Source organism: Pseudomonas sp. GW823-FHT06E10 (assembly GCF_058794995.1).
In genome coordinates, this window is record NZ_JBXAHJ010000002.1 from 36,945 (window position 1) to 58,443 (window position 21,499).

The 21,499-nt window shown below is 60.5% G+C and carries 22 protein-coding genes; 11 read left to right on the forward strand and 11 right to left on the reverse strand.

What is annotated here, in order from left to right:
* The first annotated feature begins 114 nt into the window (after nucleotides 1-114).
* The 4 genes from AC1Q6Y_RS03190 (at nucleotide 115) to AC1Q6Y_RS03205 (ending at nucleotide 4,872) form a co-directional block, all read left to right on the forward strand.
* Nucleotides 115-2,868: a response regulator gene (locus AC1Q6Y_RS03190; RefSeq protein ID WP_492624031.1), complete on the forward strand. Its 2,754-nt coding sequence runs from the start codon at nucleotides 115-117 to the stop codon at nucleotides 2,866-2,868.
* A gap of 95 nt (nucleotides 2,869-2,963) precedes the next feature.
* Nucleotides 2,964-3,956: a 2-hydroxyacid dehydrogenase gene (locus AC1Q6Y_RS03195; protein ID WP_492624032.1), complete on the forward strand. Its 993-nt coding sequence runs from the start codon at nucleotides 2,964-2,966 to the stop codon at nucleotides 3,954-3,956.
* 77 nt (nucleotides 3,957-4,033) lie between these two features.
* The gene (locus AC1Q6Y_RS03200) at nucleotides 4,034-4,468 is read left to right on the forward strand and encodes a hypothetical protein (RefSeq protein ID WP_056728017.1); all 435 of its coding nucleotides are present in this window, start codon (nucleotides 4,034-4,036) and stop codon (nucleotides 4,466-4,468) included.
* A complete protein-coding gene (locus AC1Q6Y_RS03205) occupies nucleotides 4,468-4,872 on the forward strand; it encodes an META domain-containing protein (protein WP_492624033.1) in 405 nt (134 codons plus the stop codon). Before AC1Q6Y_RS03200 ends, AC1Q6Y_RS03205 begins: the two co-directional genes overlap by 1 nt.
* Before the next feature lie 89 nt (nucleotides 4,873-4,961).
* Here AC1Q6Y_RS03205 and AC1Q6Y_RS03210 read toward each other — a convergent pair whose 3' ends face one another.
* Nucleotides 4,962-5,429: a TlpA disulfide reductase family protein gene (locus tag AC1Q6Y_RS03210; RefSeq protein ID WP_057713649.1), complete on the reverse strand. Its 468-nt coding sequence runs from the start codon at nucleotides 5,427-5,429 to the stop codon at nucleotides 4,962-4,964.
* A 114-nt stretch (nucleotides 5,430-5,543) separates the two neighbouring features.
* Between AC1Q6Y_RS03210 and arsC the strand changes: the two genes are divergently transcribed.
* Genes arsC through AC1Q6Y_RS03225 form a run of 3 tightly spaced genes read left to right on the forward strand, consistent with a single transcriptional unit; the run spans nucleotide 5,544 to nucleotide 6,917 of the window.
* Nucleotides 5,544-5,897, forward strand: a complete 354-nt coding sequence (arsC, locus tag AC1Q6Y_RS03215) for an arsenate reductase (glutaredoxin) (protein WP_218494355.1) — start codon at nucleotides 5,544-5,546, stop codon at nucleotides 5,895-5,897.
* Nucleotides 5,894-6,490: an NAD(P)H:quinone oxidoreductase gene (gene wrbA / locus AC1Q6Y_RS03220; RefSeq protein WP_057713647.1), complete on the forward strand. Its 597-nt coding sequence runs from the start codon at nucleotides 5,894-5,896 to the stop codon at nucleotides 6,488-6,490. The genes arsC and wrbA overlap by 4 nt, the downstream gene beginning before the upstream one ends.
* A 1-nt stretch (nucleotide 6,491) precedes the next feature.
* Nucleotides 6,492-6,917, forward strand: coding sequence for a DUF2069 domain-containing protein (locus AC1Q6Y_RS03225; RefSeq protein WP_492624034.1), 426 nt, complete (start codon nucleotides 6,492-6,494; stop codon nucleotides 6,915-6,917).
* 89 nt (nucleotides 6,918-7,006) lie between these two features.
* On the opposite strand, the gene AC1Q6Y_RS03230 is transcribed toward AC1Q6Y_RS03225, so the two are convergent.
* Both AC1Q6Y_RS03230 and ttcA read right to left on the reverse strand, forming a co-directional pair.
* Nucleotides 7,007-7,681: a DNA-3-methyladenine glycosylase I gene (locus tag AC1Q6Y_RS03230; RefSeq protein WP_057713645.1), complete on the reverse strand. Its 675-nt coding sequence runs from the start codon at nucleotides 7,679-7,681 to the stop codon at nucleotides 7,007-7,009.
* Nucleotides 7,682-7,803: 122 nt separating this feature from the next.
* Nucleotides 7,804-8,628: a tRNA 2-thiocytidine(32) synthetase TtcA gene (ttcA, locus tag AC1Q6Y_RS03235; RefSeq protein ID WP_008051493.1), complete on the reverse strand. Its 825-nt coding sequence runs from the start codon at nucleotides 8,626-8,628 to the stop codon at nucleotides 7,804-7,806.
* 282 nt (nucleotides 8,629-8,910) lie between these two features.
* Between ttcA and AC1Q6Y_RS03240 the strand changes: the two genes are divergently transcribed.
* On the forward strand, nucleotides 8,911-9,513 hold the full coding sequence (locus tag AC1Q6Y_RS03240) for a Yip1 family protein (protein WP_008051494.1): 603 nt from the start codon (nucleotides 8,911-8,913) through the stop codon (nucleotides 9,511-9,513).
* Between the two features lie 157 nt (nucleotides 9,514-9,670).
* Nucleotides 9,671-10,165, forward strand: a complete 495-nt coding sequence (locus tag AC1Q6Y_RS03245) for a SprT family zinc-dependent metalloprotease (RefSeq protein ID WP_057713644.1) — start codon at nucleotides 9,671-9,673, stop codon at nucleotides 10,163-10,165.
* Between the two features lie 120 nt (nucleotides 10,166-10,285).
* On the opposite strand, the gene AC1Q6Y_RS03250 is transcribed toward AC1Q6Y_RS03245, so the two are convergent.
* The gene (locus AC1Q6Y_RS03250) at nucleotides 10,286-11,467 is read right to left on the reverse strand and encodes a CaiB/BaiF CoA transferase family protein (RefSeq protein WP_057713643.1); all 1,182 of its coding nucleotides are present in this window, start codon (nucleotides 11,465-11,467) and stop codon (nucleotides 10,286-10,288) included.
* Nucleotides 11,468-11,623: 156 nt separating this feature from the next.
* Entirely contained in the window at nucleotides 11,624-12,958 is a 1,335-nt protein-coding gene (locus AC1Q6Y_RS03255) for a dicarboxylate/amino acid:cation symporter (RefSeq protein ID WP_057713642.1), read from the reverse strand.
* Between the two features lie 339 nt (nucleotides 12,959-13,297).
* Here AC1Q6Y_RS03255 and AC1Q6Y_RS03260 point away from each other — a divergent pair, with 339 nt between their 5' ends.
* A complete protein-coding gene (locus AC1Q6Y_RS03260) occupies nucleotides 13,298-14,296 on the forward strand; it encodes an AraC family transcriptional regulator (protein WP_218494352.1) in 999 nt (332 codons plus the stop codon).
* 44 nt (nucleotides 14,297-14,340) lie between these two features.
* On the opposite strand, the gene AC1Q6Y_RS03265 is transcribed toward AC1Q6Y_RS03260, so the two are convergent.
* The 4 genes from AC1Q6Y_RS03265 to AC1Q6Y_RS03280 form a co-directional block, all read right to left on the reverse strand.
* Nucleotides 14,341-15,096, reverse strand: a complete 756-nt coding sequence (locus tag AC1Q6Y_RS03265; RefSeq protein ID WP_057713640.1) for a polysaccharide deacetylase family protein — start codon at nucleotides 15,094-15,096, stop codon at nucleotides 14,341-14,343.
* Nucleotides 15,097-15,292: 196 nt separating this feature from the next.
* Complete coding sequence (locus tag AC1Q6Y_RS03270) at nucleotides 15,293-16,639, reverse strand: ATP-binding protein (RefSeq protein WP_090457300.1); 1,347 nt, start codon at nucleotides 16,637-16,639, stop codon at nucleotides 15,293-15,295.
* Nucleotides 16,636-17,313 carry a response regulator transcription factor gene (locus AC1Q6Y_RS03275; protein ID WP_057713638.1) on the reverse strand — a complete coding sequence of 226 codons (678 nt, stop codon included), beginning with the start codon at nucleotides 17,311-17,313 and terminating at the stop codon, nucleotides 16,636-16,638. Before AC1Q6Y_RS03275 ends, AC1Q6Y_RS03270 begins: the two co-directional genes overlap by 4 nt.
* Before the next feature lie 120 nt (nucleotides 17,314-17,433).
* The gene (locus AC1Q6Y_RS03280) at nucleotides 17,434-18,036 is read right to left on the reverse strand and encodes a hypothetical protein (protein WP_057713637.1); all 603 of its coding nucleotides are present in this window, start codon (nucleotides 18,034-18,036) and stop codon (nucleotides 17,434-17,436) included.
* A gap of 233 nt (nucleotides 18,037-18,269) precedes the next feature.
* On the opposite strand from AC1Q6Y_RS03280, the gene AC1Q6Y_RS03285 reads away from it, so the two are divergent.
* Nucleotides 18,270-18,995 carry a 4'-phosphopantetheinyl transferase family protein gene (locus AC1Q6Y_RS03285; RefSeq protein ID WP_198530231.1) on the forward strand — a complete coding sequence of 242 codons (726 nt, stop codon included), beginning with the start codon at nucleotides 18,270-18,272 and terminating at the stop codon, nucleotides 18,993-18,995.
* 108 nt (nucleotides 18,996-19,103) lie between these two features.
* Here the strand turns inward: AC1Q6Y_RS03285 and AC1Q6Y_RS03290 are convergent, their stop codons facing one another.
* Nucleotides 19,104-20,714: an ATP-binding protein gene (locus tag AC1Q6Y_RS03290; RefSeq protein WP_057713636.1), complete on the reverse strand. Its 1,611-nt coding sequence runs from the start codon at nucleotides 20,712-20,714 to the stop codon at nucleotides 19,104-19,106.
* Nucleotides 20,711-21,433: a response regulator gene (locus AC1Q6Y_RS03295; protein ID WP_008051517.1), complete on the reverse strand. Its 723-nt coding sequence runs from the start codon at nucleotides 21,431-21,433 to the stop codon at nucleotides 20,711-20,713. The genes AC1Q6Y_RS03290 and AC1Q6Y_RS03295 overlap by 4 nt, the downstream gene beginning before the upstream one ends.
* Between the last annotated feature and the right edge of the window lie 66 nt (nucleotides 21,434-21,499).

Below are 21,499 nucleotides of genomic sequence, written 5' to 3' on the forward strand. Positions count from 1 at the left end.
GAATGACGGCACCATTTTTACGAAGATTGCCCGCGAGCAAATCGCTACACTGCGCAAGTGGTGCATGGCGGATGCATGTGCAGGCCTATAAATAGCGGGATGCAGGAGAGATGCGTGCTCAAGAAACTGGGAATCAAAGGCCGCGTGCTGTTGCTGACCCTGTTGCCAACCAGCCTGATGGCGTTGGTGCTGGGGGGATATTTTACCTGGATGCAACAGGCTGACCTGCAAACCCAACTCATGCAGCGCGGCGAAATGATCGCCGAGCAGTTGGCTCCACTGACGGCGCCAGCCATGAGCCATCAGGACAACGAACTGCTCGAACGCATCGCCACCCAGGCACTGGAGCAAACCGACGTGCGGGCCGTGACCTTCCTGGCTCCTGACCGCACGCTGCTGGCCCACGCCGGCCCGACCATGCTCAACCAGACACCCTCCGGCAGTGGCACGCAGATGCTGCGCCGCAGTGGCAACGATGCGACCCGCTATCTGCTGCCGGTATTCGGCAAACACCGCAACCTGGCCGGGGACGTGATTCCCGAAGAAGCCGACCGCCTGCTGGGCTGGGTCGAGCTTGAACTGTCCCATAACAGCATGCTGTTGCGCGGTTACCGCAGCCTGTTCGCCAGCCTGATGTTGATCGCGGCGGGGCTCATAGGTGCGGCACTGCTGGCCTTGCGCATGGGTCGCACAATCAATCGGCCATTGAGCCAGATCAAGCAAGCCGTGGCTCAACTCAAGGACGGTCATCTGGAAACCCGCCTGCCGCCACTCGGCAGTCAGGAGCTGGACGAATTGGCCTCCGGCATCAACCGCATGGCCGGCACCCTGCAAAATGCGCAGGAAGAATTGCAGCACAGCATCGACCAGGCCACCGAAGACGTGCGCCAGAATCTGGAAACCATCGAGATCCAGAACATCGAACTGGACCTGGCGCGCAAGGAAGCCCTGGAAGCGAGCCGGATCAAGTCCGAATTCCTGGCCAACATGAGCCATGAAATCCGCACGCCGCTCAACGGCATTCTCGGCTTCACCCACCTGCTGCAAAAAAGCGAGCTCACCCCGCGCCAGCTCGACTACCTGGACACCATCGAAAAATCCGCCGACAGCCTGCTGGGCATCATCAACGAGATTCTCGACTTTTCGAAAATCGAGGCCGGCAAGCTGGTGCTCGACCACATTCCGTTCAACCTGCGCGACCTGCTACAGGACACCCTAACCATCCTCGCCCCGGCTGCCCACGCCAAGCAGCTGGAACTGGTGAGCCTGGTGTACCGGGACACGCCGCTGTCGCTGGTGGGCGACCCACTGCGGCTCAAGCAGATCCTGACGAACCTGGTGAGCAACGCGATCAAGTTCACCCGCGAAGGCACCATCGTCGCCCGCGCCATGCTCGAAGAAGAACACGAAGACACCGTGCAGTTGCGCATCAGCATTCAGGACACCGGCATCGGTCTGTCGAACCAGGACGTACGCGCCCTGTTCCAGGCCTTCAGCCAGGCCGACAACTCGCTGTCGCGGCAACCCGGTGGTACTGGCCTGGGCCTGGTGATTTCCAAGCGCCTGATCGAACAGATGGGCGGTGAGATCGGCGTCGACAGCACGCCGGGGGAAGGGTCGGAATTCTGGATCAGCCTGAGCCTGCCAAAAACCCGCGACGATGCCGAAGACCTGCCCTCGGCACCCTTGCTCGGGCGACGGGTGGCGGTACTGGAAAACCACGAGCTGGCACGGCAGGCGTTGCAGCATCAACTGGAAGACTGCGGCCTCAGCACCACACCGTTCAATACCCTGGAAAGCCTGACCAATGGCGTCACCGCCGCCCACCAGACCGATCAGGCGATCGACCTCGCCGTGCTCGGCATCACCAGCAACGACATGCCGCCGGAACGCCTCAACCAGCACATCTGGGACCTCGAGCATCTGGGCTGCAAAGTGCTGGTGCTGTGCCCGACCACGGAACAGACGCTGTTCCATCTTTCCGTGCCCAACCCCCACAGCCAGCTCCAGGCTAAACCGGCCTGCACCCGCAAGCTGCGACGCTCCCTGTCTGACCTGGTCAACCCGCGGTCTATGCGCAGCGAGCCGGGCGAACTGGTATCCAGCCGTGCCCCGAAGGTGCTTTGCGTCGACGACAATCCGGCCAACCTGATGCTGGTGCAAACCCTGCTCGAAGACATGGGCGCCAAGGTACTCGCGGTGGAAAGCGGTTATGCCGCCGTCAAGGCGGTGCAGAACGAGACATTCGATCTGGTGTTGATGGACGTGCAGATGCCCGGCATGGACGGTCGCCAGAGCACCGAGGCGATCCGCCAGTGGGAAAGCGAACGCCATTGCACGCCGCTGCCGATCGTGGCCCTCACTGCCCACGCCATGGCCAACGAAAAACGCGCGCTGCTGCAAAGCGGCATGGACGACTACCTGACCAAACCGATCAGTGAACGGCAATTGGCGCAAGTGGTGCTGAAGTGGAGCGGCCTGGCGCTGCGCAATCACAGTCCGGAGCGCTCCGGCGATGGGCATGCTGGCACCCATGACCTGTTGGTGCTCGACCACGAGGAAGGATTGCGCCTGGCTGCCGGCAAGGCCGATCTGGCCGCGGACATGCTGGCGATGCTGCTGGCGTCACTGGAGGCTGACCGCGAAGCCATCCGACTGGCTCGGCAAAGCAATGAACACAACGCTCTGGTCGAACGGGTCCATCGCCTGCATGGTGCGACGCGTTACTGCGGCGTACCGCAATTGCGTGCGGCCTGCCAACGCAGCGAAACCCTGCTCAAGCAACAGGACCCGAAAGCCAGCCTGGCACTGGATGAGCTCGACCGGGCAATCAATCGCCTGGCAGCCCAGGCGCGCATAAATGCTTGATGCAGCGCAATCGCGAAGGGCTGCCGGCGAGTTAACCTGAGGACTGTCGAATGCCGGCTTGCTCAACGGCGCAGGCCACCTTCAAGGAGCACCGCATGCGTACGATTCTTTTCAGCAGCCAGAACTACGACCGCGACAGCTTTCTCGCGGCCGGGCAACCGGCCGGCATCGAGCTGCAATTTCAGACTGCGCGCCTGAGCCTCGACACGGTAGCGCTCGCCCAAGGGTATGAAGCGGTCTGCGCGTTCATCAATGATGACCTTGGCGCTGCGGTACTCGAGCGCCTGGCCGCTGGAGGCACACGCCTGATCGCCCTGCGCTCGGCCGGTTACAACCATGTCGACTTGCCGACAGCAAAACGCCTGGGACTGGCCATCGTGCGTGTCCCGGCCTATTCGCCCCACGCCGTTGCCGAACATGCAGTAGCGCTGATCCTCGCACTCAACCGCCGCTTGCCCCGCGCCTACAACCGCACTCGCGAAGGGGATTTCAGACTGCAGGGGCTGACCGGTTTCGATCTGGTGGGCAAGACCGTCGGCGTGGTCGGCACCGGTCAGATTGGTGCCACCTTCGCCAAAATCATGAGCGGATTTGGCTGTCAGTTGCTGGCCTATGACCCCTACCCCAACCCGCAGGTCGAAGCCCTCGGCGCTCGCTACCTGAGCCTGCCGCAATTGCTGGCCGAATCGCAGATCATCAGCCTGCACTGCCCGCTCAACGAGCAAAGCAAGCACTTGATCAACCGCGAGTCCCTGGCGCACATGCAACCGGGCGCGATGTTGATCAATACCGGGCGTGGCGGTCTGGTGGACACCCCGGCACTGATCGATGCCCTGAAAGACGGTCGCCTGGGTTACCTGGGGCTGGATGTGTATGAGGAGGAAGCGCAGTTGTTCTTCGAGGACCGCTCCGACCTGCCGTTGCAAGACGATGTGCTGGCCAGGCTGCTGACCTTTCCTAACGTGATCGTCACCGCGCACCAGGCCTTCCTGACCCGCGAAGCGCTGGACGCGATTGCCGCCACCACATTACGCAACATTGCAGCCTGGACGGCGGGCACCCCGGAAAACCTGGTGACGGGAGACTGAAACGGATCGAAGGTCATCTACCTGCGCGATGCGGCGTACAAGCCCGTGCTAGCATATCGCGCATATTTGGAGGACCCATGGTCGAACACGATTTCCGCTACAGCCTGATGAACCCGCAACACACCCTCACTGAATGCCGCGCCCTGGTGCCGGGGCGCTATCAAGTCACCGGCAACGGTGGTTCGATTCGCAACAATGACGTGCTGGTTGTGACCCTCAAGGGTGCCAAGGACTTGTCCATGCGCCTGACCGTCGAAACGGTTCGCCACCTGATCAACCCGCCCGGCCAATGGGTCGCGGTAGCCAGTGGCCCGGTGTTCGGCGAACTGGCCATCCACACCTGGCAAGTGAACTGTGACAGCTGTGCCAAAGAGCTGAGCTTCGAGTTTGCCGTCGATGCCAAGCTGGGCAACAAGGCCGAAAAGCCTGCCGCCACCGCGCGGATTGCCGAGCTGGGCTGGACCAGCGTTGGCGAGAAACACCTGTGCCCGAAATGCCAGGAGCCTGCGTGATGAAAGGCCTCGCTCTGACCGCCATGGTCGGTGCCGGCCTGCTGGGCTGCGCCGCCGAGCCGGTGCAACTGCAACAGAACCGCAGCTACATTCTGGAGTGGATCGGCGAGCGGCCGTTGATGGACTACAGCCACCTGACCGTCACCCTCGGCGAAGACGGCCGGGCATACGGTAATGGCGGCTGCAACCACTGGTTCGCGCCGTACACCCTCGATGGCGACAAACTGACCTTCGACAAAATCGGCAGCACCCGCAAATTGTGCGCGCCGGCACTGATGGAACAGGAAAAACGCTTCCTTCAGGCCCTGGAAAACGTCCAGCGCTGGGACGTCTCCCCGATCGAGCAGATACGCTTCTGGCCAGCCGAAGGCAAGCCGTTGCGTTGGTGGCTCGAGGAGGGTTGATCGCCCTTTCAGCACGGTGAAACCTGTGGGGAGGGGGCAAGCCCCCTCGCCACAAAAAGCCCCTGACCACAATGAAAACGATCATCTGATCAATTCTTCGCCTGCAACGCCTCAAGCTTCGCCATCACCCCCGCCGCCGTCTGCTCACCCATCAATTGCTCACGCACCTTGCCCTTGTTATCGATGATGTAGGTCACCGGCAATGCTTCGCTGCGCGGCAGCTCGAACAGTTCGGAAGGGTCCTGGGCCAGCACGGTGAACCTGATCCCAAGTTTCTCGCTCGCGTCCTTCAGTTCTTGCCCCTGGACATTGTCGAAGTTGACCCCGAACACACCGATTTTCTTGTCCTTGAGCTGCTCAGCCAAGGCATTCAACTCCGGTATCTCGGTACGGCAAGGCCCGCACCATTCTGCCCAGTAGTTGAGGACCAGCCATTTGCCGTCCAGTCGGTCGGCGGCGATCTTGTGGCCGTCCTGGTCGATGCCATAGTCATTACCGCAGCCCCCCAGCATCAACGCTCCGATGATCGCCAATGCTGCTGCCAGTCGCCTTGTCATGTCGTGTTCCTTGTCAAAAATTGAATGCACCTGCGACCCATCGCCTCTTACGGTTCTGGATTGCGCGCTGCACAGTTAGAATAGCCGCCACCTTACGCAAGATGCGACCCGCTCATGACCGATCTGACGCTTTATCACAATCCGCGCTGCTCGAAATCCCGCGGTGCGCTCGAACTGCTTGAAGCCCGTGGCCTGACCCCGACCGTGGTCCGTTACCTGGACACTCCGCTGGACGCCGCGCAAATCCAGAGCCTGCTGGGCAAACTCGGGATCAGCGCCCGGCAATTGCTGCGCACCGGCGAGGACGAGTACAAGACCCTTGACCTGGCCGACAGCAGCCTGAGCGAAGCGCAATTGATTGCCGCCATCGCCGCCCACCCCAAACTGATGGAGCGACCGATTCTCGAAGTCGGCAACAAGGCCATCATCGGCCGCCCACCGGAGCAGATCCTGGAACTGTTGCCATGAGTGCACCGTACATTCTGGTTCTGTACTACAGCCGCAGCGGCTCGACCAACGAAATGGCCCGGCAGATCGCACGTGGTGTCGAACAGGCCGGGCTTGAGGCCCGCCTGCGCACGGTGCCGGCGATTTCCAGTGAGTGCGAGGCCGTTTCGCCGGAGATTCCCGACGAAGGCGCGCTGTATGCCAGCCTCGACGACCTGAAAAACTGTGCCGGCCTGGCGCTCGGCAGTCCGACCCGCTTCGGCAACATGGCGGCACCACTGAAGTATTTCCTCGACGGCACCAGCAACCTGTGGCTGACCGGCGCCCTGGTGGGAAAACCGGCGGGTGTGTTCACCTCCACCGCGAGCCTGCACGGCGGCCAGGAGACCACGCTGCTGTCGATGATGCTGCCGTTGCTGCACCACGGCATGCTGATCACCGGCCTGCCCTACAGCGAGTCGGCACTGCTGGAAACCCAGGGAGGCGGTACGCCATACGGCGCCAGCCACCACGCCGGCGCCGACGGCAAAAGCGGTCTGGACGCCCATGAAGTGGCGTTGTGCCGCGCGCTGGGTCTGCGCCTGGCCAAGACCGCACAGAAACTGGAGAGCTGAGGTGGCCAAGAAGCCGAAGATCCTGCCCGCCCTCAAATGGCTCGAACCACGCGTCAAGGCGATGCGCGCCATCAGCCTGCTGTGCTTTTTCGGCCTGGTGGGACTGCTGTGTGTTTACTACCTGGCGATTGCCGATCTGCATGGGGCACGCCCCTGGGTGATCCTGTTGATCGAACTGGTGCCACTGCTGATTCTGGCACCGGGGATGATCGTCGGCAGCCCTCGCGGGCATTCGTGGATGTGCTTTGTGGTGAACCTGTACTTCATCAAGGGCGCATTGGCTGCCTATGACCCGAACCGGCAAGTCTTCGGATTGCTGGAAATGGGCGCGAGTCTGGCGGTGTTTTGCTCGGCGCTGTTGTATGTGCGCTGGCGGTATCAGTTGAATCGCAAGCTGGCTGGCGAGGGCGAGATTTCTATCGCCTGACCTGACGCCTTCGCGAGCAAGCCCGCTCCCACATTTGAAATGCGATCAAATGTGGGAGCGGGCTTGCTCGCGAATGGGGCGACGCGGTCTTAATGGTTGACGGTATAAGCCAGCATCATCGAAATCTGGCTCATCGGCCGCCCGCCGCTTTCCTCATGCCACTGGTTGAACACGTCCTGCACCAACGCCAGGTCGCGCAGACTGCTCGGCACCTTGTCGATGATGTCCTGCGCATTCAGCGCCGCCACTACGTCATAGCTCGGTACAAAGGTGTCCTTGCCGATCATCCGCAAGAAGCGCGGGGCTGACAGCCCGCCCAACTGATGTCCACGTTTTTTCAGGAAGGTCCAGAGCCCGACGATATCGGTCACCGGCCAGTCGGCGATGAGCGCGCCGAAGCTGCCCTTTTCATGGGCCACGTCCAGTATGAACTGCGCATTGCGCGGCACGCTCTTGAGCTTGCCCAAGTGACGGATGATCCGCGTGTCCTGCATCAGGCGCTCAAGGTGCTCGGCGCTCATCAGCACGACTTTTTCCGGGTCGAACCTGAAGAACACTTCTTCGAAGGCCGGCCACTTGGCATCCACCAGGCTGTGCTTGAGCCCGGCGCGGAACACCCGTAGCGCCATCATCGAGAGGTAGCGATCGTCGCTGATCTTGCGCAGTTGCGCGGGAGTCTTGGGAACGGGCAGATGGGCTTCCAGTTCAGCTGCCGAACCGAAGCGGTTCAAGCAGTACTCATTCAGCCACTTGTAGTCGCGCATGCCCTCTCCTGAGGTAAACGAAAAACCTGTGGGAGCGGGCTTGCTCGCGAAGACGTAGTGTCAGCCAACATCAATGCTGAAGACACACCGCTTTCGCGAGCAAGCCCGCTCCCACAGTTTGGTCAGAGGTTGACCACGTTGACGAAGCGCGATGCGGCGCTTTCGTCGATCTTGAGGCTGGTGAAGTCGAACAGGTTGCGATCCGCCAGTTGGGACGGGATCACGTTCTGCAGGCTACGGAAAATGCTCTCGGTACGGCCCGGGGTCTTGCGTTCCCAGTCCAGCAGCATTTCCTTGACCACCTGACGCTGCAGGTTCTCCTGGGAACCGCAGAGGTTGCACGGAATGATCGGGAATTGCTTGAAGTCCGAGTAGGCCTGGATGTCTTTTTCGTTGCAGTAGGCCAGCGGGCGGATCACCACATTACGACCATCGTCGGCGCGCAGTTTTGGTGGCATGGCCTTGAGCGAACCGTTGAAGAACATGTTCAGGAAGAACGTTTCGACGATGTCGTCGCGATGGTGACCGAGGGCCATCTTGGTCGCGCCGATTTCATCGGCGAAGGTGTAGAGCGTTCCGCGACGCAGGCGCGAGCACAACGAGCAGGTGGTCTTGCCTTCCGGGATCAGCTCCTTGACTACCGAGTAAGTGTCTTTCTCGACGATGTGGTACTCGATCCCCAGTTCCTTGAGGTAGGCCGGCAGCACGTGCTCCGGGAAACCCGGCTGCTTCTGGTCCATGTTCACGGCCACGATCTCGAACTTGATCGGCGCGACCTTCTGCAAGTGCATCAGCACATCGAGCATGGTATAGCTGTCCTTGCCACCGGACAGGCAGACCATGACCTTGTCGCCGTCTTCAATCATGTTGAAATCGGCAACTGCCTCACCGGCCAGTCGGCGAAGGCGCTTTTGCAGTTTGTTCTGGTTGACCGTGAGAGTGCCCATGACGCGAAATCCGTGAGGTGTGACGAAAGGCCGGCATTTTACGCAAAAACGCCTCAGGGGCGAAGTGCCTCGCCAAAAGGGCTGTTCGCCACAGACCCTGCGGCGATTAACAACTGCGTTTACAGCGCGATTTGCTCTAAAGCCCTTACTCCCTCTGAGGAAACTCCTCCCTATACTGCGACATAAGGTCACATACAAATTCAGACCTATGACTTGCTTGGCCGCATTGGCCCGTAGGCGCTCCACTGGGGGGCGACGGTAAAAACAAGAGGAGTGACTGGCATGATCCATCACGTAGTGGGGCTCTTCACCCACCCTGACCAAGAATGGAAAGAAATCCGTGGCGACCAGGAGGAAAGCATCAGCCACATGTACCTGACCCATACGCTGATCCTGGCGGCGATCCCCGCCGTGTCTGCCTTTATTGGCACCACACAGGTCGGCTGGGTCATCGGCAATCGACCTCCCGTAATGCTGACCGTAGAAAGCGCGATATGGATGACGATCATGTCGTACCTGGCGATGCTCGGTGGTGTGGCCGTAATGGGCGCCTTCATCCACTGGATGGCCCGCACCTATGACGCCAACCCAAGCCTGGCCCGCTGCATTGCGTTTGCCACCTACACCGCTACACCGCTGTTCATCGGCGGTCTCGCCGCCTTGTACCCGCACCTGTGGCTGGGGATGATCGTCGGTACCGCAGCGATCTGCTACACGGTGTACTTGCTGTATGTGGGCTTGCCGACATTCATGAACATTCCATCTGACGAGGGCTTCCTGTTTTCAAGTTCGGTGCTCGCCGTAGGCCTGGTGGTGCTGGTCGCCATCATGGCGTTCACAGTAATTGTCTGGGGACTCGGCGTGGGCCCGGTCTACACCAGTTAGCCGCTCATCACTGAAAATCAGAACTGCCGACAAAGGCCGCCGCAAGGCGGTCTTTTCATTCTTCAGCAACGAGAACGCACACGACCATTCGGCAACCTGGTGATTCGCAAGGTCCGAGGGTTGCGGCATACTCGACCGCTCTGGAGATCCATCAAGCATGCCCGAGCAACTCAATACCCGCGTCGAAGACTGTTTCCAACTAGCCGAATCCTTTTTTAAACGACCTTTCAAGCGCCCCGTGGTGAGCCTCAAGCTGCGCGGGCAAAAAGCCGGTGTCGCGCATTTGCACGAGAACCTGCTGCGCTTCAACCCGCAGCTGTACCGGGAAAATACCGAAGATTTCCTCAAGCAGACCGTGGCCCATGAAGTCGCGCACCTGATCGCCCACCAACTGTTCGGCGACCGCATCCAACCCCATGGTGAAGAGTGGCAACTGATCATGCGCGGCGTGTACGAACTGCCGCCCAACCGCTGCCACACCTATGACGTCAAACGCCGCAGCGTGACCCGCTACATCTACAAGTGCCCGTGCGTCGACAGCGACTTCCCGTTTTCGGCACAGCGCCACAGCCTGGTTCGGCAGGGACGGCGGTATTTGTGTCGGCGGTGCCGCAATACGTTGGTGTTCAGTGGCGAGATGCGGGTCGAGTAGTTGGATTTTCGGTGTTTGTGCTGCCGCTATCGCGAGCAAGCTCGCTCCCACAGAGAATCTGTGGCGTGACACAAACCCAGTGTGGGAGCGAGCTTGCTCGCGATGGCGGCCTGACAGGCACTAAAGAATCACCTTGGCCCGCCGCAACTGCTCGATCCGCTCAGCACTGAACCCCAACTCTCCCAACACCTGATCCGTATGCTGCCCCAGCGCCGCGCCAATATGCCGGGGCTCCGGCAAACCTTGCGAAAACTTCAACGGGCACGCCATCTGCGCCTGGGTCGAGCCATCGCCACGAGGTACGTCGGCCACCAACTCCCGCGCCTGCAACTGCGGATGACCGAGCGCTTCTCCCAGGCTCAACACTGGCTCGACACACGCATCCAGCTCTGCGAACAGCGCGCGCAACTCGGCAAAGTCATGCTTTTCGAATTCGAGCTTCAGCGCGTCTTTAAGCTGTTTCTGATGCGCCGGTTGCGGTGACAGGCCGAGGCCGGCCAATTCCTCCAGACCCAATGCCGTGCACAACTGTTTCATGAAGACCGGCTCCAGGCTGCCCACCGACAGCCAGCGCCCATCCCGGGAGCGGTAGTAATCGTAGAAACTGCCGCCATTGAGCACCTGGTTTTCCGGTCCCGGCTCGACGCCGCAGGCCAGATACCCGGCACCGGCCATCGCATTGAGGCTGAACGCGCAGTCGGTCATGCTGACATCCAGGTGCTGGCCCTGCCCGGTTTGCTGTCGGGCGATGACTGCCGCCAGCAAGCCAATCACCCCGTGCAGCGAACCACCGGCGACATCCGCCACCTGCATGCCCAACGGCAACGGCCCAGTGTCGGCACGGCCGGTGTAACTCGCCAGCCCGGACAGGGCCAGGTAGTTGATGTCATGACCGGCGCGGTCCTTGTAGGGGCCCGTCTGGCCATAGCCGGTGATCGACACATAAATCAGTCTCGGATTGATCGCCTTCAGGGCTTCGTAACCCAGGCCCAGACGCTCCATGACACCCGGACGGAACTGCTCGAGCACAATGTCGTAGTCCTGCAGCAACGACCTGATCACCTCCAGCGCCTCAGGCTGCTTGAGATCCAGGGCCAGGCTGCGCTTGTTGCGATTGAGATAGGCATGACTGGCTGACACACCTTGATCGTGGGGCGGCAACACCCGCAGCAAATCCATGCGGGTCGGCGATTCGATGCGCAGCACTTCGGCGCCCATGTCCGCCAGCAGCAACGAGGCGAACGGCCCCGGTAGCAGTGTCGAGAAATCCAGAACCTTGAGTGATGCCAGTGGACCGAGCATAAGTGTTCTCCAGTGCGATCCTCCAAGCCTAGGCAGCCGAGAACATCGCAGCAATCACCTGATGCGTCACTGGCGGTGACCGTTGCGCTCAAATCGCAGGCATGAAAAACCCGCCGAAGCGGGTTTTTCATTGCAGGCCGAGTTTCTGTTGAGCGTTTACTTGACGCTGGCCGGGGCTGGGCCTTCGGCCACGCCCAGGTCGTCTACTTCACGCTCGTCGGAGATACCGCGACCGCCGGAAGCCAGTTCGACTTGCAGCGTGTCTTCGTCCAGCTCTTTCACCCACTTGGCCACGACCAGGGTCGCAACAGCGTTACCCACCAGGTTGGTCAGGGCACGGGCTTCGGACATGAAGCGGTCGATACCGAGGATCAGCGCCAAGCCGGCAACCGGCAGGTGGCCCACGGCGGACAGGGTGGCAGCCAACACGATGAAGCCACTACCGGTCACACCGGCGGCGCCCTTGGAGGACAACAGCAGCACCAGCAGCAAGGTGATCTGGGCAGTGAGGTCCATTGGGGTGTCAGTCGCCTGAGCGATGAACACAGCGGCCATGGTCAGGTAGATCGACGTACCGTCGAGGTTGAACGAGTAACCAGTCGGGATCACCAGACCCACAACGGATTTCTGTGCACCCAGGCGTTCCAATTTGATCAGCATGCGTGGCAGAGCGGATTCCGAAGAGGAAGTGCCCAGCACGATCAGCAGTTCTTCACGGATGTAGCGAATCAATTTGATGACGCTGAAACCGTGCGCGCGGCAGATGGCACCCAGTACCAGGAGCACGAACAGGATGCAGGTGATGTAGAAGCAGATCATCAACTGGCCCAGTTGCACCAGCGAACCGACGCCGTAGGCACCGATGGTGAACGCCATCGCACCGAACGCACCGACTGGAGCGAGCTTCATGATCATGTTGATGATGTTGAACATCACGTGAGCAAAGCGATCGATGAAGTCCAGCACCGGCTTGCCGTAGGCACCCAGGCGATGCAGGGCGAAACCGAAGATCACCGAGAACATCAGCACTTGCAGGATGTCGCCGTTGGCGAACGCGCCGACGATGGTGTTCGGGATCACGTTGAGGACAAAGGCAATGATGCTTTGGTCTTTACCAGCCGAGATGAAGCCAGCGATTTTGCTGGTATCCAGGGTCGATACGTCGATGTGCATGCCGGCACCCGGTTGCACGACGTTGACCACGACCAGGCCGATCAGCAAGGCAAGGGTGGACACGATTTCGAAGTACAGCAGCGCATAGCCGCCGGTCTTGCCGACCGATTTCATGTTCTGCATGCCGGCGATACCACTGACGACGGTACAGAAGATGATCGGCGCGATGACCATTTTGATCAGTTTGATGAACCCGTCACCCAGCGGTTTGAGGGCTACACCGGTCTGCGGGTAGAAGTGACCGAGCAAAATGCCGATAGCGATGGCAACGATCACCTGGAAGTACAGGGATTTATACAGTGGCTGACGAGTCGTCATTGCAAAGTTCCTCAAAGGTGCCCGGTGACAACATCCAGCTGTTGCCCGCAACACCGCGATTGCGAACCCTCCTGCACTGGAGGGATTTGTTTTTTCGAGCTGCGCAACGGCAGGCATCTGCTCGTTGTATCGCAAGGCCCGTGCCACCTTCCGTAAAACCCCCTGCAAGCCTTTTTATATCTGGGGTTGCAGCGAATTCCCTGTCACCGAACGGCTACAAGCATGTGGCGGATTTCCGCCCCTGCACTGAAAGTCGTCCTGCAATTTGGCGGATATCCGCCCTGTTCACGCCCGCGGCGCGCAGCTAACATCCGTCGATCAACGGTCAGATCTGCTGCCATGCGCGAACGTACCATCGCCAGTCACTTCGCCCGCGCCGCCCTGTGTGGTGCGCGTCGGCACGGCTACGACTATTCGGGCTTGCTACAGCAACTGGGAATCAGCCCCGAGTTGCTGGACGAACCCCGGGCACGCATCGCTCCGGAGCAATTCACCCAACTGATCCAGGCGTTATGGCTGGCACTGGACGACGAGTACCTCGGGTTCGGGCAAGCCCCAAGCAGGCCGGGCAGCTTCGCAATGATGTGCCATGCCGTGATTCACTGCCGCAGCCTGGATAAGGCACTCCATCGCGGCTTGTTGTTTTACAGCCTGTTCCCCGGGGCGCCGCGTTTGACCCTGAGCCGCGAAGATGAATGGGTGCGCCTGAGCCTGGACGACTCGCAGCTCTGGGACCCGGATCATTTCCTCAGTGAAAGCCTGCTGGTGATCTGGCACCGTTTCGGCAGCTGGCTGATCGGCCAGCGCATTCGCCTGGAACAGGCCACGTTCAGCTACCCCCGGCCGGAACACGGCGCCGAGTACGACCTGCTGTTTTCCTGTCCGCTTGAGTTTTCCAGGCCCCAGAGCAGCCTGTTGTTTCACAGCCGCTACCTGGCCATGCCGTTGTTGCAGGATGAACGCACCCTCAAGCATTTCCTCGAACGCTCCCCCGCCGACCTGCTCTCGCGCCCGGACGATGGCGACAGCTTGAGCAGCCGCCTGCGGCGCTTGCTCAGTCGCGACAGTTCACACTGGCCCGACCTGGAAGCCGTGGCCGCCCACCTGCACATCAGCCCGCAGACCTTGCGCCGGCATTTGCGGGAAGAGGGTTCGAGCTTTCAGGAATTGAAGGACCAGTTGCGCCGGGACATCGCGATTTATCACCTGAGCCGCGCCGACCTGTCGTTGCAACAGATCGCCGAGCAGTTGGGGTTTTCCGAGCCATCGGCGTTTCACCGGGCGTTCAAGAAATGGACGGGGCTAACGCCGGGGGCTTATCGGGCGCAGGAGAACTGAATTTTCAGCACCCGCGTTACACCCCGTCCAGATTTGGCGAACGCTTACCCTGGAGGCGGGATGATCAGTGACAGGCCAGGGTAAATTTTGTCTGGATGATCCAGCACCGACCTGTTCGCATTAAAGATCAGTAGGTATTTGGCAGCATCGCCATAAAACTCTCTGGCAATTGTGGACAATGTATCGCCCCTTACCACCACATACATATTCAACTGACTGACCGGCGCAATCGCCAGTGTGGCCGGTGACTCGAAGTCCACATCGCCCAGCAGGTTCACTTGTCCGATGAACCGGCCAAGATTATTGGCCGTGGTCGCATGTATGTCATGCATCAGCACAATGGAATTCTTTCTTTTCCTTACTTGCTCAACACCATGGGATACCCAGCCCCCCGGTTGGTAGTTGCTGCTCCAGTCCAGGGTATCCACGCTCCAGAGAACCTGCCGGTACCCCAACTCGGCGACAGTGCGATCGACCATCGCGTCGTGAGCGCCATAAGGCGGCCTCATGATCAGGTCCGGCTGCTGGTAGGGAGTCAGCGCCTGCTCCGTCATTTTGACTTGATCGATGATGGTGTCTTTGTCCTGGCCGACCAGTCTTAGATGATCGTAAGTGTGATTGCCGATCCGGTGCCCTTCGCCCAGGATGCGCTTGATACGCTCGCCATGCCTGGCAACCAGATTGCCAACAATAAAAAACGTTGCCTTGATATCAAACAGCTCCAGTGTTTCCAGCACGGTTTCGGTCTGGGCTTGCCGAGGACCGTCGTCAAACGTCAGCCAAACTTTCTTCCTTTCCATCCTTATCTCCTTTGGTGGCTTGTAACGCTTCAGCCCCTATCCACTCATGCGAGCAACACAGACTCTGCGTGTGCATGTCGTCAATAAGGCGAGGCTTATTACTTGCCACCAAACGGCTGAACGCCAACAAAACATTGTTGCCGGTCGTTTAACGCTTGATGCCTGTAGCCCGAAAAGACTGCTATCAAATACCCGTTCACACCGCCGGAAAATAAATCCGGAACGCCGCTCCGCCCATCGGTGAATCCCCCAGGGTCAGCTGGGCGTGGTAGCTCTCGATGATGTCCTTGACCACCGCCAGGCCGATACCCTGCCCCGGGTGCTGGCGGTCCAGGCGTTCTCCGCGCTCGAGAATCCGTGCGCGCTGATCCTGTGGTACGCCAGGGCCGTCGTCCTCGACACACAACTGCGTGCCGCTGAGGGTTTCACGCACACTGATGCGTATTTCGCCCAGGCACAGGCGATAGGCGTTTTCCAGCAGATTGCCCATCATTTCCAGCAGGGCACCCTGCTCGATCGGTACGTAACATGGGTCGGGCAAATCGAACGCGACGTGTACGCGCTTGTCGCGGTAAACCTTGTCCAGCGTGTCACACAAGCTTTTCAGTACCGGCCGCAAATGCACCTGATGACGTACCAGGCCGCTTTTGCGCAGGCTGGCGCGCTGCAACTGGTAGCTGATCTGCTGGCTCATGCGTTCGATCTGGGTTTGCAGCACCCAGGCCTGATCGCGATCCTCGGGACGCTGGGCCATGTCTTCACTGACGCCTTGCAGCACCGCCAAGGGCGTTTTCAGGCTATGAGCCAGGTCGTCGAGGGAATCACGATAGCGACTGCGCTGCTCACGCTCACTATGCAGCAAACGGTTGAGGGAACCGGTCAGGCGCAGCAACTCCCGGGGATGTTCCTCACTGAGGCTTTCGCGGGTGCCACCTTCGATCTGGTCCAGTTCCTGGCTCAAGCGCCGCAATGCCTGCAAGCCCCAGGTCAGGCCGATCCACAGCAACGCCAGCAGCACCAGCAGTGCCGCGCCAAAACCCAGATAGAGATTTTCCCGCAGACCTTCGAGGGTCAGTTCGTACTCGCGAACCGGCTGCAACGCCACGATGCTGAAGGCTGCACTTTTGCCGCCGAGCAACTTGACCTCGACGTCGTAGACGAAGAACTCCTGGCCATTGGCTTCGCGGATCCGCGCAAACTCGCTGCCACGTCCGTCATAGCGCGGCTTGTAGTTGATGCGTTCTTCCTGGGTCGCCTTCGAACGCCAGACCAGTTGTCCTTCACGGTCATAGATATAGCCGAGCAATCGGCTGTCGGTGAGATTGAAGCGCTCGTCGGGCAATTGCGCTGGCATCTGCAGGCTGTTGTTCTCCACCCGGGCGGCCGAGATCAGCGTGGTCACGTCGGATGCCAGACGCTGCTCGATGGAGTCCTGCAGCGCCAGGCTGAAGGCACCCTGCATCGCAGGCAGCAACGCCAGCATGAACAACACCGCCAACAGCGTGGCGGCGAGCATCAAGCGTATGCGCAGCGAACGGATCAAGTGCAACGCTCGTTGAACAGGTAGCCCAGGCCGCGCACGGTGTCGATCGGTTTGAACCCGCCCGGCCCCTCCAGTTTGCGGCGCAGACGGCCGACCAGCACCTCGATCACATTCGGATCACGCTCGTCGTCATCCGGGTAGAGCTGTTCCATCAAGCGATCCTTGGGCACCACTTGCTGATGGTGACGCATCAGGTATTCGAGAATGCGGTACTCATACGCAGTCAGTGCCAACGGCTGATCGTCGAGGGACGCCTGCTTGCGGTTCAGATCCAGCAGTAACGGGCCAGCGACGATGGTCGACTGGGTGAAACCGCTGGAGCGTCGCAGCAAGGCATTCAGGCGGGCCTCCAGTTCTTCGAACTGAAACGGCTTGACCAGATAATCATCGGCGCCGGCGGCCAGGCCTTCGACCTTGTCCTGCCAGTTACCGCGCGCAGTGAGGATCAGGATCGGGAAGGTTTTGCCACTTGAGCGCAACTGCCGGATCAGGTCGAGCCCGCTAATGCCCGGCAGACCGAGGTCGATCACCGCCAGGTCAAAGTTGAACTGGGCTGTCTGGTACAGCGCCTCCTCGGCGTTGGCCACGGACTCGACCACGTGGCCGCTCTCCGTCAGGCGGGTTTGCAGGTGATGACGCAGCAGCGCTTCATCTTCGACGACCAGCAATTTCATATTGCTCTCCCGGGCAAATCAACATCTCCATAGGCGCAACGTCGCACCTCAAGAGCTAACATGGCAACGCCGGATCAGTCACTCAGGCTGATCCGGCGCAGGCCGTTCACGAAACGCTTGTCAGAAAGCGTAGTTGGCGGACAGGTAAGTCTGGGCGCTGCTGGTCAGGTCCAGCGAACCCTGCTTGCTGCCGCCGCGCTCACTCATCTCGGTGCTGGCGTTGCTGCGCAGGTAACGGTAACCCAGTTCAACCGAGGTGTTTTGCGAAACCTGTTGCAGCACACCCACTTGGCCACCGATGGCGTAGCCGATATCACTGTCGCGGCTGAAGCCTGGCGACTCCTGAGTCATTTTGGTCAGGCCGGCCGTGGCGCCACCGAACAGCCTGGTGCTAGCGCCCACCGGGTAGAACAGATCGTAGCTGCCCAGGAGATTTTCCTGACGCAGTTTAATGCCGTTGTGCGAGCCCGACACATTGTCGTAAGTGGCGTAGTAGCGGCCCTTGGTGTTTTGCTGGCCCAGACGAACACCCCAGGTGGTGTCCTTGCCGATTACGCCATCGGCGTTCGGGTGATTGAGGTTGTCGTTCAGGGCGTGGGATTTTTTAACCTTGTCGCTGGTCTGTCCAAGAGTAAGGCTGGCGAAGTTGTCGTCGGACGCGAAAGCTGCGGTGCTTGCGCTCAGAACCGTGAATGCCAGAAGCAGTTTTTTGAATCCAGTCATTGGGGAGTTTCCTCATGTGCCGATTGTTTTTTGGGTACGAGGCAAGGTTACGCACCGCGCCCTGAACTCCCCCTGAACGCACCCTGAACCTGGGCTGAACCGACCCGCCCCGAATATTTCGACACGTTTCAGCAGCAGATCCGACCATGCAATGGAAAAGGCGGGCACCGACTACCAACTCGTCAGAAGCTTTGCACTACCCAGCCTCAAGCCAACCCGGCAAAATGCCAGATATGAACTCAACCCCCGCCCTGCCCGTCTGCTGCACGCCCCTCGATGACCATTGGCCGCTGCCGTTTGCGCTGCCCGATACGGTCCTGCTGAGTACTCATTTCGATAGCGCCCGACTGGACAGCGATGACTTCCAGCGCAGCGCTGTCGAAGCGCCGGCGAGCATCCAGCGCTCGGTGGCCAAACGGCAGGCGGAATTTCTCGCCGGGCGAGTGTGTGCCCGGGCCGCGTTACAGCGACTGGAAGGCTTGAGTTTCATTCCGGCCATCGGTGAAGACCGGGCACCGGTCTGGCCTGCTCATATCACTGGTTCGATCACCCACAGCACTGGCCGGGCCGCAGCGATCGTGGCGAACAAAAGCCATTGGCGCGGCCTGGGCATGGACCTGGAAAACCTGCTCAATGCCGAACGGGCCGAACGCCTGGCCGGGGAAATCCTCAATCCGCCGGAGCTACAGCGCATGGCGGCCGGTGATCACGATCAACGGGCGCTGCTGGTCACCCTGACATTCTCGGTCAAGGAAAGCCTGTTCAAGGCGCTCTATCCGATCGTTCAGCAACGCTTTTATTTCGAACACGCCGAAGTGCTGGAGTGGCGTGAGTCGGGTGAGGTGCGGTTGCGACTGCTCACCGATCTGTCCAGCGAATGGCGCAATGGCACCGAGCTGGATGCGCAGTTCGGGGTCAAGGACGGGCAGTTGCTGAGTCTGGTCAGCATCAAGGCCTGAAGTATTTGGCGCCTGTCAGGCCGCCATCGCGAGCAAGCTCGCTCCCATAAGGGATCCAGTGTGGGAGCGAGCTTGTTCGCGATGGGGCCGCAACAGACAACACAAGGCTCAACGCTTTTCCTGATTGCGCGGCCAGCTCAGACTGAAGCACGCCCCGCCCAGGCTCTTGCTCTTGCCGATCAACGCGCGCCCGCCATGCCAATGGATGATGCGCCGCACAATGGACAGGCCTAACCCATGGCCTCCAGACGCGCGGGTACGGCTGTCGTCGAGACGCAGGAACGGCGTAAAGATCTTTTCCCACGCCGACTCCGGCACACCCGGCCCGTCATCCTCGATATCCACTCGGCATCGCTGCTGCCCCACTTGATAGCTGATGGTTACCCGTGATTGCGCGTGGCGCATGGCATTAGTCACCAGGTTCTGGATCGCCCGATGCAGATAGCGCGGTTCAGCCTCGACCCAGGCGTCGTCGTTATCGGCAGCCGATAGACACAAGCCCCGTTGCACCGTGACGTCGGCGCGCAACGGCGCCAGTTCTTCGATCACCTGATCGACCAAGGCATCCAGATCGATCCGCTGAAAGTTCAGTGCCGGCGAGCCCTGCTCCAACCGCGCGTAAGTCAGCATCTCGTCCACCAGCCGGTCGAGGTCCTCGATGTCGTGGTCCATGCCCTGGCAGTATTTTTCCAGGGCTTGCGGTGTGGTGGCCGAGCCGATCATCTCCAGGCCAAAGCGCAGGCGTGCAACCGGCGTGCGCAATTCGTGGGACACCGCACGCACCAGTTCGCGCTGGATCGCCAGCAACTGCTGCAAGTGTTCGGCCATGCCGTTGAACGCCGAGGCCAGCCGTCCCACCGAGTCCGCGCCGCGCGCCGGCACACGGGTTTCCAGGCTGCCTTTGGCAATGCGCGTGGCGGCGGCTTCCAGTCCACGCAAGCGTCGCTCCAGCTGACGCACCAACAGATAGACGATCAAACCGATCAGCGTCAGGCCCAGCGCGGCGATCAACACCAACCACTCCGGCGGATAAGGATTCATCTGATACAAAGGGCCGATTTCCAGGACCCACGGCGTGCCCACCATGCCGGCAAATACCCGGATCGAATCCCCCCCCTTGCCCAGCGCCATCACCGTATCGCCCTCGGATACCCGACGGCTCTGGTCTTCATCCATGTCCGCCTCGTCAACCGTGACCAGGCGCAGATCGAAGCCGAAACCCTTGCTTTCCTTCAATTGCGCCAGGCGCAAGGGTTGGTCGGCGACCGGGGTGCGCACCAGTTCATCGGTCAACAGGTAGATGGTCGCCCGGGCCAGTTGCTCGCTGATCTGCTGCACTTCCCCTGTGAGCATCAACTGTTCCTTGTCGCTGACCAGCTTGTAGACCTTCGCTGCGTGCGGCCCGGTCTGTTCCACCAGTGCCTGACCGCGCAACACACGGGTGCGCTGGGTCAGGTCGAGGTCGGTCTCGGCAAAGGTTTTCAGCGCCAGCGGAATCCCCAGCAGCCGCTCCCACACCAGCAAGGCCCGATGTCGTTCGGTCTGGTTCATCGGTTGCAGGTTGTCGGCCATCAGCGAGAACGTGCCGTGGGCCAGGCGCTCGCGGTATTGCTCGCTGCGCACCTCATTTAGCAGGTGCAACGCCAGCACACCGAGCACCGCCACCAGAATCAGCGCGGCGCACATGCCGCCATAGATACGCAGGAAGATCGAGTTCACAGGGACGGATCTACGCAAGCCTCGGGAACGAACAGATAGCCTTTGCTGCGCACGGTCTTGATCAGCCGTGGATGCTCCGGGTCATCGCCGATCTTCGGGCGGATGCGCGAGATGCGCACATCGATGGAGCGGTCCTGACCGTCATAGCCAATGCCCCGCAGCGCGGTGAAGATCTCTTCCCGGGAAAGGATACGCCCGGCATTGGCCACCAGTAGCCAGAGCAGGTCGAATTCGGCGCTGGTCAGCTCGATGCCGTTGCCCTGCAGCCAGGCTTCGCGCAAGGCGTTATCGACGATCAGCGGGCCGAACTGTAGACGCCGCTGTTTTTCCGGGGCGACTTCGGGCGTTTCGCTACGGCGCAGCAGTGCCTGGATGCGCGCCAGCAGCAGGCGCGGGCGTACCGGTTTGCAGACGTAGTCGTCAGCCCCCAGGTCCAGGCCGAGAATTTGGTCAGTGTCATCGGTGCGGGCAGTGAGCATCAGGATCGGGCCGTCATATCGGGCGCGGACCTTGCGGCAAATGCTCAGGCCATCTTCACCGGGGAGCATCAGGTCGAGGATCACCAGGTCCGGTTGTTCCTTGATAATGCGATTCGCAGCGAGCGCACCATTGCCTTCGATCGATACACGCAGGCCATTGGCTTCCAGGTAATCGCGGGTCAGTTCGGCTAGTCGCTGGTCGTCCTCCACAATCAATACCTGCCAGGCTTCTTGCTCCACGGGTGACCTCTGCTTGCCAAAAACACTAATAAGGAAGGATCCGCCCCTCTTTTTGTAATGATTCGG